Origin of the sequence: Paractinoplanes globisporus DSM 43857 (assembly GCF_000379645.1) — a bacterium.
GTDB classification, from domain to species: domain Bacteria; phylum Actinomycetota; class Actinomycetes; order Mycobacteriales; family Micromonosporaceae; genus Actinoplanes; species Actinoplanes globisporus.
In genome coordinates this window covers 45,786-59,316 of record NZ_KB903304.1, presented here as the reverse complement: position 1 = coordinate 59,316, position 13,531 = coordinate 45,786, and the positions used below count along the sequence as shown (strand labels likewise).

General features: G+C 72.2%; 14 protein-coding genes. 9 read left to right on the top strand and 5 right to left on the bottom strand.

Features of this window, described 5'->3' with window-relative positions:
- The first annotated feature begins 15 nt into the window (after positions 1–15).
- From A3CQ_RS0118535 to A3CQ_RS0118525, 3 genes are read left to right on the top strand one after another with little or no spacing between them, the layout of a single operon-like run.
- Positions 16–453: a MarR family winged helix-turn-helix transcriptional regulator gene (locus tag A3CQ_RS0118535; protein WP_020512440.1), complete on the top strand. Its 438-nt coding sequence runs from the start codon at positions 16–18 to the stop codon at positions 451–453.
- On the top strand, positions 450–1,823 hold the full coding sequence (locus A3CQ_RS0118530; RefSeq protein ID WP_020512439.1) for an MFS transporter: 1,374 nt from the start codon (positions 450–452) through the stop codon (positions 1,821–1,823). Before A3CQ_RS0118535 ends, A3CQ_RS0118530 begins: the two co-directional genes overlap by 4 nt.
- Entirely contained in the window at positions 1,820–2,404 is a 585-nt protein-coding gene (locus A3CQ_RS0118525) for an isochorismatase family protein (RefSeq protein ID WP_020512438.1), read from the top strand. The genes A3CQ_RS0118530 and A3CQ_RS0118525 overlap by 4 nt, the downstream gene beginning before the upstream one ends.
- A 92-nt stretch (positions 2,405–2,496) precedes the next feature.
- On the opposite strand, the gene A3CQ_RS0118520 is transcribed toward A3CQ_RS0118525, so the two are convergent.
- The 3 genes from A3CQ_RS0118520 to cbiE are packed head-to-tail and all read right to left on the bottom strand — an operon-like array spanning position 2,497 to position 5,170.
- Positions 2,497–3,222 carry a cobalt-precorrin-6A reductase gene (locus A3CQ_RS0118520; protein ID WP_026205855.1) on the bottom strand — a complete coding sequence of 242 codons (726 nt, stop codon included), beginning with the start codon at positions 3,220–3,222 and terminating at the stop codon, positions 2,497–2,499.
- Positions 3,219–4,004, bottom strand: coding sequence for a precorrin-4 C(11)-methyltransferase (gene cobM, locus A3CQ_RS0118515; protein WP_020512436.1), 786 nt, complete (start codon positions 4,002–4,004; stop codon positions 3,219–3,221). Before cobM ends, A3CQ_RS0118520 begins: the two co-directional genes overlap by 4 nt.
- Positions 3,959–5,170 carry a precorrin-6y C5,15-methyltransferase (decarboxylating) subunit CbiE gene (cbiE, locus tag A3CQ_RS0118510; protein WP_020512435.1) on the bottom strand — a complete coding sequence of 404 codons (1,212 nt, stop codon included), beginning with the start codon at positions 5,168–5,170 and terminating at the stop codon, positions 3,959–3,961. The genes cobM and cbiE overlap by 46 nt, the downstream gene beginning before the upstream one ends.
- 184 nt (positions 5,171–5,354) lie before the next feature.
- Here cbiE and A3CQ_RS0118505 point away from each other — a divergent pair, with 184 nt between their 5' ends.
- Genes A3CQ_RS0118505 through A3CQ_RS0118495 form a run of 3 tightly spaced genes read left to right on the top strand, consistent with a single transcriptional unit; the run spans position 5,355 to position 8,428 of the window.
- Positions 5,355–7,145: a ferric reductase-like transmembrane domain-containing protein gene (locus A3CQ_RS0118505; protein WP_020512434.1), complete on the top strand. Its 1,791-nt coding sequence runs from the start codon at positions 5,355–5,357 to the stop codon at positions 7,143–7,145.
- A 56-nt stretch (positions 7,146–7,201) separates the two neighbouring features.
- Positions 7,202–7,669 (top strand): FMN-binding protein, encoded by a 468-nt coding sequence (locus tag A3CQ_RS0118500; RefSeq protein ID WP_020512433.1) that lies wholly within the window; start codon positions 7,202–7,204, stop codon positions 7,667–7,669.
- Positions 7,670–7,699: 30 nt separating this feature from the next.
- Complete coding sequence (locus A3CQ_RS0118495) at positions 7,700–8,428, top strand: FAD:protein FMN transferase (RefSeq protein ID WP_040432591.1); 729 nt, start codon at positions 7,700–7,702, stop codon at positions 8,426–8,428.
- Here the strand turns inward: A3CQ_RS0118495 and A3CQ_RS60910 are convergent.
- Entirely contained in the window at positions 8,359–9,351 is a 993-nt protein-coding gene (locus A3CQ_RS60910; RefSeq protein ID WP_245577265.1) for an RNA polymerase sigma factor, read from the bottom strand. The two genes, A3CQ_RS0118495 and A3CQ_RS60910, sit on opposite strands and share 70 nt — an antisense overlap.
- A 99-nt stretch (positions 9,352–9,450) precedes the next feature.
- Here A3CQ_RS60910 and A3CQ_RS60905 point away from each other — a divergent pair, with 99 nt between their 5' ends.
- The gene (locus A3CQ_RS60905; protein WP_020512430.1) at positions 9,451–10,329 is read left to right on the top strand and encodes an alpha/beta fold hydrolase; all 879 of its coding nucleotides are present in this window, start codon (positions 9,451–9,453) and stop codon (positions 10,327–10,329) included.
- A gap of 24 nt (positions 10,330–10,353) precedes the next feature.
- Here the strand turns inward: A3CQ_RS60905 and A3CQ_RS57540 are convergent, their stop codons facing one another.
- Positions 10,354–10,953 carry a hypothetical protein gene (locus tag A3CQ_RS57540; protein WP_026205852.1) on the bottom strand — a complete coding sequence of 200 codons (600 nt, stop codon included), beginning with the start codon at positions 10,951–10,953 and terminating at the stop codon, positions 10,354–10,356.
- Positions 10,954–11,072: 119 nt separating this feature from the next.
- Between A3CQ_RS57540 and A3CQ_RS0118475 the strand changes: the two genes are divergently transcribed.
- Complete coding sequence (locus A3CQ_RS0118475) at positions 11,073–11,846, top strand: cyclase family protein (RefSeq protein WP_020512428.1); 774 nt, start codon at positions 11,073–11,075, stop codon at positions 11,844–11,846.
- A 17-nt stretch (positions 11,847–11,863) separates the two neighbouring features.
- On the top strand, positions 11,864–13,474 hold the full coding sequence (locus A3CQ_RS0118470; RefSeq protein ID WP_020512427.1) for a thiamine pyrophosphate-binding protein: 1,611 nt from the start codon (positions 11,864–11,866) through the stop codon (positions 13,472–13,474).
- Positions 13,475–13,531 lie beyond the last annotated feature (57 nt).

Genomic DNA, 13,531 nt, shown 5'->3' with positions numbered 1-13,531 from the left:
TTCTACGGTTGAGGCATGCACGAGATCCCTGCCTCGGCGATCCAGGCGGCCGGTGAGCTGCGCGCGGTGTTCAGCCGGCTGCGCCGCCGATTCCGCGAGGTCACCGACGTGGGCGACCTGACACCGTCGCAGACGTCGGTGCTCAGCCGGCTGTCCCGGTTCGGCCCGGCCTCGGCCAGCGAGCTCGCGGCGGCCGAACGCGTCCGCCCGCAGTCGATGGCGGCCACGCTGGCCGGCATCGACCAGCACGGCTACCTCCAGCGCACCCCCGACCCGCACGACGGCCGCCGCCAGCTGATCTCGCTGACCGACAGCGGCGTCGAGTTCGTCGAGGGCACCCGCCGCGAGCGCGAGGAGTGGCTCGCCNNCNCCCNCGCCGCCGAGTTCACCGAGGAGCAGCGGCAGACGATCCTGTCCGCGCTCGCCCTGCTCGACAAGCTGGCCGAGAGGTGACCGCGGCCGTCGAGACCCGCACCTTCGATCGGCGGCTCATCGTTCCGCTGGTGCTCGGCGCCGTGCTCAACCCGATCAACTCGTCGATGCTCGCGGTGGCGCTGGTCCCGATCGGCCTCACCTTCCACGCGGTGCCGGCGCAGACCGCGTGGCTGGTCTCGGCGCTCTACCTGGCCACCGCCACCGGCCAGCCGGTCGTCGGCCGGCTAGTCGACCGCTACGGCGCCCGCAGGCTCTACCTGGCCGGTACCGCCCTGGTCGGCGTGGCCGGGGTGATCGGCGCGCTCGCCCCCTCGCTCAGCTTCCTGATCGTCTCCCGGGTGCTGCTCGGCCTCGGCACCTGCGCCGGCTACCCCGCCGCCATGTACCTGATCCGCCGCTCCGGCGTCGAGAAACCCGGCGGCCTGCTCACCGCGCTGAACGTCTCGGCGCAGACCATCGTCGTGATCGGCCCGACCCTCGGCGGCCTGCTCATCGGCGCGGCCGGCTGGCGGGCGCTGTTCGCCGTGAACATCCCGCTCGCCGTCGCCTGTCTCGTGCTCGGCGCGATCCTGCTGCCCCGGCACGACGGCGACACCGAGTTCGAGCACCGCCTCGACCACCTGGGCATCGGCCTGTTCGCGGGCACGCTCACCGCGCTGATGCTGTTCCTGATGAGCCCCGCGATCGGGCACCTCTGGCTGCTCGCGCTGACGGTCCTGCTCGCGGCCGGCTTCGTGGGCCGCGAGCTGCGCTACGCCGACCCCTTCCTCGACGTCCGGGTCTTCGGGGGCAACCTGCCGCTGATCACGACGTACGTGCGGACGCTGCTGGCGATGACGGTCTCCTACGCGTACCTCTACGGCTTCACGCAGTGGCTCGAGGCCGGTCGCGGCCTCAGCGCCTCGCACGCCGGCCTGATCCTGCTCCCGATGTCGCTGGTCGCCATCACCGTCTCCACGATCACCGGCCGGCGCGCCGAGTTTCGCGGCAAGCTGCTGGTCGGCGCCATCAGCCAGGTCGTCGCCTGTGCCCTGATGCTGGTGCTCAACTCGACCAGCGCCCTGTGGATCCCCATCGTCATATCGATCATCTTCGGCCTGCCCCAGGGCCTGAACAGCCTGGCCAACCAGAACGCGGTGTACTTCCAGGCCGACCCCGACCGGATGGGCGCCTCGGCCGGCCTGCTGCGCACCTTCGCCTACCTGGGCGCCATGGTCTCGTCGGCCGCCACCGGCGCGTTCTTCAAGGACGGCGCCGACACCGCGGGTCTGCACGACCTCGCCATCTTCCTGATTGTCACCGCCGGCCTCCTGCTCGTCGTGGTCCTGGCCGACCGTTCCCTGCGCCGCATCGGCGGCGCTCCCGTCACGAAAGGTTCCCCCGCATGACCGTCTCCACCCTCGATCCCAAGACCGCGCTGGTCGTCATCGATCTGCAGGCCGGGGTCGTGGCCATGCCGACCGTGCCGCACACCGGGCCGGAGGTTCTCTCCCGGGCCGTCGCGCTGGCCGAGGCATTCCGCAAGTACGACCTGCCCGTGGTCCTCGTCCGGGTGAGCTTCCAGCCCGACGGCGCCGACGCTGCGGGCGGCCGCATCGACGGCGGCCCCGCGCCGGCCGCGCCGCGCCCCGCCGGCTGGGACGTGCTGGCCTCCGAGCTCACGGCGCCCGGCGACATCGTCGTCACCAAGCGTAACTGGGGCGCCTTCCACGGCACCGACCTCGACACCCAGCTACGCCGCCGCGGCGTCACCCAGATCGTCCTGGCCGGCATCGCCACCAGCATCGGCGTCGAGTCGACGGCCCGGGCCGCCCACGAGCACAACTACCACGTCACGCTGGCCACCGACGCGATGAGCGACCGCGACCCCGACGCCCACCGCAACAGCATCGAGAAGATCTTCCCCCGCCTAGGCGAGACCGGCACAACCGCCGAGATCCTCGAGCTGCTGGCAAAGACACACGGCTGACCGCCAATCCGGCGGCCCGCCAATCCGGCGGCCAGTCAGCCGGCGGCCAGTCAACCGTCCCGACCGCCGGTCGGCGGGCCGCCGTGCCGTATTCAGCGGGCGGCGGCCTTCAGCCAGGCGACGGCCTCATCGACAGCGCCCACCGTGGCGGCCGCGGGTGGCGCCGGCGGCCGGTCGACCAGCACGACGGGGATTCCCTGCTGGCGGGCGGCGACGAGCTTGGCGTCCGAGCCGCCGCTGTCCTTGCTGACCAGCACATCGATCCGGTGCTCCCGGAGCAGCCGAGATTCGCCCTCGACGGTGAACGGGCCGCGATCCAGCACGACCTCGAGCTGCCGGGGCATCGGCGGCGCCGGTGGCTCGACCGAGCGGGCCAGAAACCGGCAGGCGTCCAGGCCGGCGAACGCGGCGATGCCCTGCCGGCCGGTGGTCAGGAAGATTCGTCGCCCGAGTCGGGGGAGCAGGGCGGCGGCGCTCGCCAGGTCCGGCACGCGCCGCCAGTCGTCGCCGGCCTGTTCCGTCCAGCCCGGTCGCCGCAGCACAAGCAGCGGAATCCCGGCGGCCGTGGCCGCGGCCGCGGCGTTGGCGCTGATCCGCTCGGCGAAAGCGTGCGTGGCGTCGACCAGCACGTCGACGCGCCGCTCACGAAGGAAGGCGACCAGGCCGTCGACTCCGCCGAACCCGCCGATCCGCACCTCGCCCGCCGGGAGCAGGGGAGAGCTGGTCCGCCCCGCGAGCGAACTGATCACGGTGCCGTCGGGCAGCGCGCCGGCCAGGGCTCGCGCCTCGGTGGTCCCGCCGAGAATGAGGACCGTCACGAGCGGCACCGGTCGGCCGAGTACAGGTGGCTGTCGGGGAACTGGGCGGCGGTGAGGGCCCGGCCCACGACGATGACGGCGGTGCGGCGGATGTCGGCCTCCTTCACCTGGGCGGCGATGTCGGAGAGGGTGCCTCGGAGGATCACCTCGTCGGGGCGGGAGGCGTAGGCGACCACCGCGACCGGGCAGTCGGGGCCGTAGGACGGGAGCAGGTCGGCCACGACCGCGTCGATGCGCTGGACCGCCAGATGCAGGACCATCGTCGAGCGGCTGGCCGACAGCGTGGCCAGGTCTTCGCCGGCGGGCATGGCGGTGGCCCGCTCGGCGGTGCGAGTCAGGATCACGGTCTGGGCCACCCCGGGGACGGTCAGCTCGCGGGCCAGCGACGCCGCCGCGGCGGCGAAGGCGGGGACGCCGGGGACCACGTCGTAGGGGATGTTCAGGGCGTCCAGCCGGCGCATCTGCTCGGCCACGGCGCTGAAGACCGACGGGTCGCCGGAGTGCAGGCGGGCGACGTCGAGGTCTTCGGCGTGGGCGGCGGCCACCAGAGCGATGATCTCGTCGAGGGTCAGCCTCGCCGTGTCGACCTTGCGGCAGCCGGGCGGGCACTCCTCGAGAAGCGCGGACGGGACCAGGCTGCCGGCGTAGAGGCAGACCGGGGCGGACGCGAGCAGCCGCAGGCCGCGGACGGTGATGAGGTCGGCCGCGCCGGGGCCGGCCCCGATGAAGTGGACCGTCACGTCGTCACCGACCAGATCGTCACCGGCATCATCGTTCTCCACCCCGTGAAGCCGCCGACCGGCGAGCCCCGGCTGACCGTCAGGCGGGTCAGCGAACCACCCAGTTTGGCGTAGGCCGACGCGACCACGGCCTCCGACTCGACGGTCACCGCGTTCGCCACCAGCCGGCCGCCGGGCCGCAGTGCCGCGAGGCAGGCGTCGAGCACGCCGCCGGCGGTGAGACCGCCCCCGATGAACACGGCGTCGGGCGGGTCGAGCCCGGCCAGCACGGCCGGTGCCCGTCCCTCTATGACCGACAATTCAGGCACGCCGAGCAAAGCGGCATTTGTCCGAATTGTTGCGCAGCGTGCGGGCGACGCCTCGACGGTGACGGCCCGGCAGGACGGATGACTGCGCATCCATTCGATCCCGATGCTGCCCGAGCCCCCGCCGACATCCCACAGCAGCGCATCGGGGATCGGCGCGAGCGAGGCCAGGGTCACCGCGCGCACCTCACGCTTGGTGAGCTGCCCATCCGTCTCGTACGCCGAATCCGGCAACCCGGGCACGACGGCGGTCGCCGGCCCGTCGCCGCAGGAGACCGCGACCACGTTCAGCGGATCGCCGGGCGGCACCGACCAGCCCGCGGCCGTTCCCGACTCGATCCGCTCGGCCGGCCCGCCCAGCTGGGCGAGCACGGTCACCTCGGCGTTCCCGTACCCGGCGCCGACCAGCACCCCGGCCACCAGGGCCGGCGTCGACGCGTCCCGCGAGAGCACCAGAAAGCGCCGGCCCGGGTTGAGGCAGCGCCGGACGGCGTCGACCGGGGCCGTCACCAGGCTCAGCACGTCGGTCGTGGCGAGCGGCCACCCCAGCCGGGCGGCGGCGAGCGAGGCCGACGACGGGTGCGGTTCCACGCGTACGCGATCGGGGCCGAGCAACCGCACGAGCGTCGCCCCGATCCCGTGGAACATCGGGTCCCCGCTGGCCAGGACGCAGATCCGGCTCCCGCGCTCGGCGTCGATCAGGCCGGGCAGGGCCGGGAGCAGGGGCGTCGGCCAGGGCATCCGCCGGGCGGACACCGACGCCGGGAGCAGGTCGAGCTGCCGGGGGCTGCCGAAGATCACGTCGGCCACGTTGAGCGTGCTTTCCCCCGTACGGCAAAGGTCTGACCACCCGCCGGCGCCGATGCCGACCACCGTGACCAGGTCGGGTTTGTCGGCGCGCATGGCGCGACGTTATCGCGGGCCCGGCACCCGAGAATTTCCGGATCCCGTTGAGCGATGCCCGTGCCCGCTGCGTATCTCCATCAGACGGCTCCCCGAGACCGGGTCGTCACGCCGGCCGCAGGGGGTGGACGGCGCCGCAGGACGACTGCCGGACGGGTGAAGGACGATGGCGCAAGGACCGCCGATGTTCCAGACCTCTCGTGAACAGCGCTATGCGCAGGCCGACGAGGACGCGCAGTTCTTCGCCGACCTGCGCGCGATGCCGGACGAGGACGACTCGTGGGACGCGCCGGTGCGCGACGCGCGCGATTCGTCGCCGGTCGAGCAGCACGCCCGGTATGAGGAGGATGTACGGGATGTGCGGGAGGCACGTCATTCGCGGTTGTCGGACCCGCGGATGCCCGAGCCCGTCGACCCCTGGCACGACGACTACGACGACCGCGCCTCGGACGCGCGGCAGGTTCCCGAGATCGACGACCGCCGCCCGTCCACCTGGGATTCCTACATCGACGAGCAGCCGTACGTCGACGAGCGGCTCGAGCCGGACGACCCGTACCGGCGCAGCGACATCATCGTCGAGTCGCAGACCGACCCGACCGGCTGGAAGGCCACCGGCCCGGCCCAGCCGCCCATCCCCGACGACCGGCCCCCGGCCGAGGCCGTCAGCGGCAACCGCCTGCTCACGATCCTGCTGTTCTTCTCGGGTCTGGCCACCAGCGTCTCGCTCTGGCTGTTCGACACGCAGGCCGGCGCGATCAACAACACCCCCACGACGATGCTCGCGGCGGGCCGCATCACCGGCCTGATCGGCGGCTATCTCCTGTTCATCCAGCTGCTCATGATGAGCCGGGTCTCCTGGCTCGAGGAGTGGGTCGGCGCGCGCGACCTGCTGCGCTGGCACCGCTGGCTGGGCACCACGCTGGTGGTCTCGGTGCTGGCCCACATCGTCTTCATCACGTACGGCTACGCCCTCACCGCGAAGTCGGGCGTCGTCGACCAGGCGTGGACGATCGCCACGACGTTCCCCGACATGCTCAAGGCGGTCGCGGCGACGGTCATCCTCGTGGTGATCAGCCTGATCTCGATCCGGGCCGCGCGGAACAAGCTGCCGTACGAGCTCTGGCACCTGATCCACCTCACCGGGTACCTGGTCCTGCTGCTCGGGTACGGCCACCAGGTCGCCAACGGCGCCGACCTGAGCGGCAAGTTCGCCTCGGTGTTCTGGCCGGCGCTGACCGCTCTGGTGATCTCGGCCCTGGTCTGGGGCCGCCTGATCGAGCCGCTCTGGCTGAACCTCCGGCACCGCTTCGAGGTCGCCGAGGTCGTGGCCGAGGGCGCCACCAACACGTTCTCGATCTACATCGACGGCAAGAACCTGCAGAAGCTCCCGGCCCAGGCCGGCCAGTTCATGCGCTGGCGCTTCTTGACCCGCAACGGCTGGTGGCAGTCGCACCCGTTCTCGCTGTCGGCCGCGCCGAACTCGGAGTGGCTGCGGCTGACCGTGACCGCGGTCGGCGGGCACACCCAGCGCCTGGGCCTGATGAAGCCGGGCACGCCGATCTGGGCCGAGGGGCCCTTCGGCGTCTTCACGGCTCAACGGCGTACGCGTCGAAGGGCTTTGTTGATCGCCGGCGGTAGCGGTATCGCGCCGATCCGGGCCCTGCTCGAGGACATGCCCCCGGACACGATCGTCATCTACCGCGCCTCGCGGCCGGACGAGCTGGTCTTCCGGGGCGAGCTGGAGGAGCTGGCCGAGCGGCGGGACGCCTGGGTCCGGTACATCGTCGGGTCGCGCAACGACCCGGGGCCGCGGCGGCTGTTCACGCCGAGCGGCCTGCTCGGGCTGGTGCCGGACGTGTCGCGCCGGGACGTCTACCTCTGCGGCCCGCCCGGGCTGGTCGAGGCGGCCGTCGACACGCTCCGCGAGCTCGATGTCCCCGACAGCCAGCTGCATCTCGACCCGTTCGAGTTCTAACCTTTCGGACATTTCCGAATTTCGGAGGAAAGATGCGACGTAGTACCGCAGCCGCCGTGGGCACTCTCACGGGCGCCGCCCTCATCGTGGGGGTGCGCCTGAGTGTCCAGCCGCCGGCGCCGCCCGCCGCCGCACAGTCCCCGGTCGATCTGGTCGACAACCCGTCGACGCCGAAGCCGTCCGGCTCCGCCGCGGCGAAGAAACCCGCGGGCAAGAAAACGACCGCTCCGGCCCAGAACAAGTCCGGACTCAAGGACGGCACCTTCAAGGGCAAGGGCTCGACCAACCCGTACGGCACCGTGCAGGTCACCGTGAAGATCTCGGACGGGAAGATCACGGCGGTCGACGCCACGTACCCGCTCACCGGCAACAGCGCCACGATCAACCCGGTGGCGATCCCGAAGCTCAAGCAGGAGACCCTCCAGGCGCAGAGCGCGAAGGTCGCCGCGGTCTCCGGAGCCACCTACACCAGCCAGTCGTACCAGGAGTCCTTGCAGGCGGCATTGGATTCGGCCAAGGCGTAGGGTCGCTGCGTGCGCCACGTCGAGCAGGTCATGGGTACGGCCGTCAGCATCGAGCTGGCCGACGACCGCCCCGGGCCGGAGCTCCGGGCCCTGATCGACGACGTGTGCCGGTGGCTGCACGAGGTCGACGCGCGCTTCTCGACCTACAAAGAGGACAGCGAGGTCAGCCGCATGCGCCGCGGCGAGCTGACCCTGGCCGACTGCTCCGACGACCTGCGCCACGTGCTGAACGCCTGCGCCGACCTCTGGCGGGACACCGACGGCTACTTCGACGCGTACGCGGGCGGCCCGCTCGACCCGTCCGGTTACGTGAAGGGCTGGTCGGTCGAGGTCGCCTCGGCCCGGCTGGCCGCGGCCGGCTCGGTCAACCACTACATCAACGCCGGCGGCGACATCCGCATGCGCGGCCATCACCCCGACGGCGGCCCGTGGCGGGTCGGCATCCGGCACCCGTGGGAGGCCGACAAGGTCAGCTGGGTGCTGGCGCTGACCGACGGCGCGATCGCCACCTCCGGCACCTACGAGCGCGGCCACCACGTGATCAACCCGCGCACCGGCCAGCCGGCCCGCGGGCTGCGCTCGGTAACGGTGGTCGGTCCCGACCTGACGCTGGCCGACGCGTACGCGACGGCCGCGCTCGCCATGGGCGAGGCCGGCCTCACCTGGCTCGCGAAACTGGCCACCGACGGCTACGACTCGGCCGTCGTCACCGACGACGGCCGCGCCTTCAGCTCAGCCAACCTCCCCGCCGCCGTCTGACCCGCCTCGACCGGGTGGAACAGCCTGATCTGTTCGATGCGGCCGCCGGACAACCGCATCAGCCACAACACACCCGGTGGGCAGTGCTCCGGATCCCAGGCCGGGCTGAGCAGGTCGCACTCCAGGATGGTCACTCGCCGGCCGGCGGTCACCGCGGCCATGCGCTGGCGCACGCCCGCGAGCAGGTCGCTCTCCATGATCTGTACGAGCGGCTCGTGCCCGTGGAACCGCTGCCCCTGCGGGCCGATGAGCCGCAGGCCGGGCACTGCCAGGTCGGCCAGAGCCCGGCGGAATTCACCGAGCGGGGCGCAGGTCAGCAGGTCCTGCGCGTCGCGGCGACGCCGGGCGGTGAGCGCGCCGAAGTCCGTCCCGGCCCCGGCGGGCTCGGCGAGCAGTCGTCCGGTCAGGCGACGCCGCGCCTCGTGCAGCCGGCTGCGAACGGTACCGACCGGAACCTCACACGCCGCCGCGATCTGCGCGTACGAGCGGGCCTCGGTGAAGTACCGCAAAAGCACGGTCAGCTGCAATGGCTCCGGGAGCGAGTCCAGCGCCGACCACAGCCAGTCGCGCAGGGCGTGCTCCTGCACCACCTGCTCGGGCCCATCGGCGATCGCGGGCACGGTGTCGAGGTCGGCCACCGATGCCTCAAGCCGGCGCCGGCGCAGCCGGGCCCGGCACTCGTTGCGGGTCACCGCCCGCAGCCACGCGCCGGCCGCCGCCGGGTCGCGCAGATCGCCGATCCGTCGCAACGCCGCCAGCATCGCGTCCTGCACCGCGTCCTCGGCGTCCGGGCCCCACCCGAGCAGGCTGACGGCGACCGCGCGCATGGTGGCCCGATGCCGTTCCAGCAGCAGCCCGAGTGCGGCCGGCTCGCCGCCCAGGGCCGCCCGCACCAGGTCGCCGTCGTCGGGGCGAGCGTCCACGACCAAATCCTCGGCCCGGACCGCGAACTTTCCAACGGCCCCGCGCATCGGGTAACCGACACGCCCGCCGCCGGCGGGCCGAATGGATCGGAGAATCCGATGCGAACGATCGTGGATGGCGTCGATCTCTATTTCGACGTCGAGGGTGCGCAACTCGAGGTGGACGGCCTCGGCCTGGCCGAACGGCCGACCATCGTGGCCCTGCACGGCGGTCCCGGCTTCGACCAGGGCTACCTGCGGCCCGGTCTCGGCGCCCTCAGCGCGCTCGGTCAAATGGTCTTCCTCGACCTGCGCGGGCAGGGCCGCTCCGGGCGTCCGCCGGTGACCACCTGCACGCTCGAGCGGATGGCCGACGACGTCGCCGAGCTGTGCGACCGGCTCGGTATCGCCCGGCCGGTGGTGTTCGGGCACTCCGCCGGAGGTTTCGTCGCGCTGCACCTGGCCCTGCGCCACCCCGGCACGGTCCGTGCCCTGATCCTGTGCGACACGAACGCCACGCTGCGGCCGCTCGCCGATGACGACCCTCCGCCCAGCCTCGCGGAGCGCACCTCGTCCGACGCGGCCGCCCTCGCCGGGCGGATGTTCGGCGGGGATTTCTCCCCGGAGACCATGCGGGCGTTCCAGGAACAGGTCGCACCCGCGTACGCGGGACCGGCGCACCCCGACATCCCCGGCCGGCTGTTCCCGCTCAGCACCTTCAGCGGTGAGATCGCCCGGCACTTCTTCGGCGTCCTCGCGCCCGGTTACGACCTGCGGTCCCGGCTGGCCCACATCGACGTGCCCACCCTGGTCGCCGTCGGGCGGTACGACTGGTTGTGCCCACCGGTCGCCGGCCGGATCCTGGCCGAGGGCATCCCCGCGGCGGAGCTGATCGAGTTCGCCGAGTCCGGACACTTCCCCTTCGCCGAAGAACCGGCCGCGTTCCAGGCCGCCGTCGGCGCGTTTCTCGCCCGGATCGGCGTCCTTCGCGCGACCTGACCCAGACCTGACCCAGCCGGCCGGCTATGCGCTCGCTCGCCAGGCGGCCAGGCGCGCCGCCGCCTTCCGGCCGAGGGCGATCGTGTCGCCGAAATCGGCCGAGCTGCACTCCCAGCCGATCACCGCGAGGAAGGCGATGGCGTCGCCGACCCGGGCCACGGCCCAGAACATGCTCTGCTCGGAGCCGTCGTCGAGCGGGTCGCCGGCGTCATCGGTGGCCGGCCGTCGCTGCTCGATGAGGGCCGACTCGTCGCCGGCGCCGAGCTCGCCGCGCAGGAAGTTGGCCACCGGCACGCCGGCGGCGTCGGACTGCGACCCGCACCCGGCCACCGCCGCCCGCAGAGCCGTCATGAACGGCCCGGCCGCCGCCTCCCGGTAGACCAGGATGTCCTGGTAGATCTCGGCCTTCGGAGTCGCCTCGGGCGGCGAGCCCGGGCTGTTGTAGAGCAGCCGGAAGGTGGCCCGCAGGGTGAGCCGGTCGCTCTGGTCGTACGCGGCGCCGCAGAACGACGGCAGCGACCGCTCGCCGTCGGCGAGCCGCTCCGGCATTCCCTTGATCTGGCCCGGCACGTCGGCGGCGTGCAGAAAGGCGCTGTCCGGCACGGACGCCACGGAACTGGTCATCGTGAGCCTCCTTTCGACGGTCCTCATGCGACATACTGCCGTCTTTGGTCACGCCGGGGGGACCGTTCTGTCGATTTGCCGCTTAGGCTCTCCGTGTCGCTGTCATGGAGGAGGGGCCGATGAGCGTCTTGTCGGAACTGGTGTCCGGGATCAACTCCGGAACGATCGAGGTCATCGACCTCACGGCCCCGCTCTCGAGCGAGACGCCGATCCTCAAGCTGCCCCCGCCGTTCGCCGACACGATCACGTTCAGCCTCGAGGAGATCAGCCGCTACGACGACCGCGGCCCGGCCTGGTACTGGAACAACATCCACACCGGCGAGCACACGGGCACGCACCTCGACGCGCCGATCCACTGGGTCACGGCGAAGGACGGCGACGACGTCTCGCAGATCCCGGCGCGGCGGCTGTTCGCGCCGGCGGCGGTCGTCGACCTGTCCGACCGGGTCGCGGACAACCACGACTACCTGCTGACCATCGACGATCTCCGCGATTGGGAGCTGTCGCACGGCCCGCTTCCGGCCGGTGGGTGGCTGCTTCTGCGTACGGGATGGGACGCGCGCTCGGCCGACCAGGAGGCCTTCCTGAACGCGAACGAGACCGGCCCGCACACGCCCGGCATCTCGGTCGAGGCCGCGAAGTGGCTGGCCGAGGAGGCGCCGGTGATCGGGGTCGGGGTCGAGACGGTCGGCACCGACGCCGGCACGGCGCACTCGTTCGACCCGCCGTTCCCGTGCCACTCGTTCGTGCTCGGCGCCGGCAAGTACGGCCTCACCCAGCTACAGAACCTGCGCCTGCTCCCGCCGACCGGCGCGGTCGTGCTCGCGGCGCCGCTGCCGATCGTGGGCGGCTCGGGCAGCCCGACCCGAGTGCTGGCCCTCGTCGAGCGATGACTGCTTCTTCCTTTTCGGTGGCTGACGTTGTCGGCGCGACGCTGGCCCGGCTCGGCGCCGACCACGTCTTCGGTGTGGTGGGCAGCGGCAACTTCCACGTGACGAACGCGCTGGTGGCCGGGGGAGCACGGTTCGTGGCGACCCGGCACGAGGGCGGGGCGGCCACCGCGGCCGACGCGTTCGCCCGGGTCAGCGGGCGGCCCGCCCTGGTCACGGTGCATCAGGGGTGCGGGCTGACCAACGCGATGACCGGGCTGGCCGAGGCGGCCAAGAGCCGTACGCCGATGGTGGTGCTCGCGGCCGAGGCCACGGCGCCCCGCTCGAACTTCCGGGTCGACCAGGACGCGCTGGCGATCGCGGTCGGTGCCTCGCCGGTGCGCGTTCGCGGCGCGGAGACGGCGGTCGAGGACGCCGCCGCGGCCTGGCATCTTGCGGTGGGGGAGCGGCGCACCGTCGTACTCAATCTGCCCTTGGATGTGCAGTCGGCGGAAGCATCTCTCGTAGATCCCCCCGAGGTGGTTGTTGCGGCGCTGCCGGCGCCTTCGGTCATGGAGCTGGCGTCGCTGCTGGCGGGGGCCGCGCGGCCGGTGTTCATCGCCGGGCGTGGCGCCGTCGGGCATCGCGATGAGCTGCTGGAGCTGGCCGCCGCGTGCGGGGCGCTGGTGGCGACGTCGGCCGCGGCCAAGGGGCTGTTCGTCGGGGATCCGTGGGCCTTGGACGTTTCGGGCGGGTTTGCGACGCCGGTCGCCGCCTCGCTGATCGCGGATGCCGACGTTGTGGTGGCCTGGGGATCGTCGCTGAACATGTGGACCACGCGGCACGGCGCGCTGATCGGGCCGGCGGCGATCGTGGCGCAGGTCGACCTCGATCCGTCCGCGCTCGGTGGCCATCACCGGGTCGACGTGGGAATCGTCGGTGACGTGGGCTCGTGCGCCCGGGCCGTGCTGTCCGCCCTGCCCGGAACGGCCGCGGGGTATCGGTCACCGGAGGTGCTCGCTCGGCTGGGTGCCTCCGGGCGATGGCGTGATGTGCCCTACGAGGACGACGGGGACGAGCTGCACATCGACCCGCGGACGCTGACGATCGCGCTGGACGATCTGATCCCTTCCGCGCGGGTGGTCGCCGTCGACTCCGGAAATTTCATGGGATATCCGTCGATGTTCCTCTCGGTGCCGGACCAGCGCGGGTTCTGCTTCACGCAGGCGTTCCAGTCGATCGGGCTGGGTCTGGCCAGCGCGCTGGGCGCCGCCCTCGCGTCGCCGGGACGGCTGCCGGTGGCGGCCTGCGGGGACGGCGGGTTCCTCATGGCGATCGCCGAGCTCGAGACGATTTGCCGTCTCGGGCTGGGCATGCTGATCGTGGTCTACAACGACAGCGCGTACGGCGCCGAGGTGCACCATTTCGGGCCGGGCGGGCATCCGCTGTCCACCGTCGTCTTCCCGGAGACCGACATCGCCGCGATCGCCCGGGGCTACGGCTGCGAGGCGGTCACCGTGCGTGGCGCCGATGATCTGGGTCCGGTGGCGAAGTGGCTGGCCGGTCCGCGCACGGCGCCGATGGTCGTGGACGCCAAGGTCGCCGCCGGCCGGCCGTCGTGGTGGCTCGAGGAGGCCTTCCGCGGGCACTGATGGTTTTTTGCGGGGAAACGCCTGGTGAACCCTTTTGTCTGACGTCTGCTTTCCGGA

Bases quoted from the DNA above. Each gene is read 5' to 3' on its own strand.
- A3CQ_RS0118525 (WP_020512438.1), top strand. From the start codon at position 1,820: ATGACCGTCTCCACCCTCGATCCCAAGACCGCGCTGGTCGTCATCGAT.
- cbiE (WP_020512435.1), bottom strand. From the start codon at position 5,170: ATGCGCGCCGACAAACCCGACCTGGTCACGGTGGTCGGCATCGGCGCC.
- A3CQ_RS0118505 (WP_020512434.1), top strand. From the start codon at position 5,355: ATGTTCCAGACCTCTCGTGAACAGCGCTATGCGCAGGCCGACGAGGAC.
- A3CQ_RS0118495 (WP_040432591.1), top strand. From the start codon at position 7,700: ATGGGTACGGCCGTCAGCATCGAGCTGGCCGACGACCGCCCCGGGCCG.
- A3CQ_RS60905 (WP_020512430.1), top strand. From the start codon at position 9,451: ATGCGAACGATCGTGGATGGCGTCGATCTCTATTTCGACGTCGAGGGT.
- A3CQ_RS57540 (WP_026205852.1), bottom strand. From the start codon at position 10,953: ATGACCAGTTCCGTGGCGTCCGTGCCGGACAGCGCCTTTCTGCACGCC.
- A3CQ_RS0118475 (WP_020512428.1), top strand. From the start codon at position 11,073: ATGAGCGTCTTGTCGGAACTGGTGTCCGGGATCAACTCCGGAACGATC.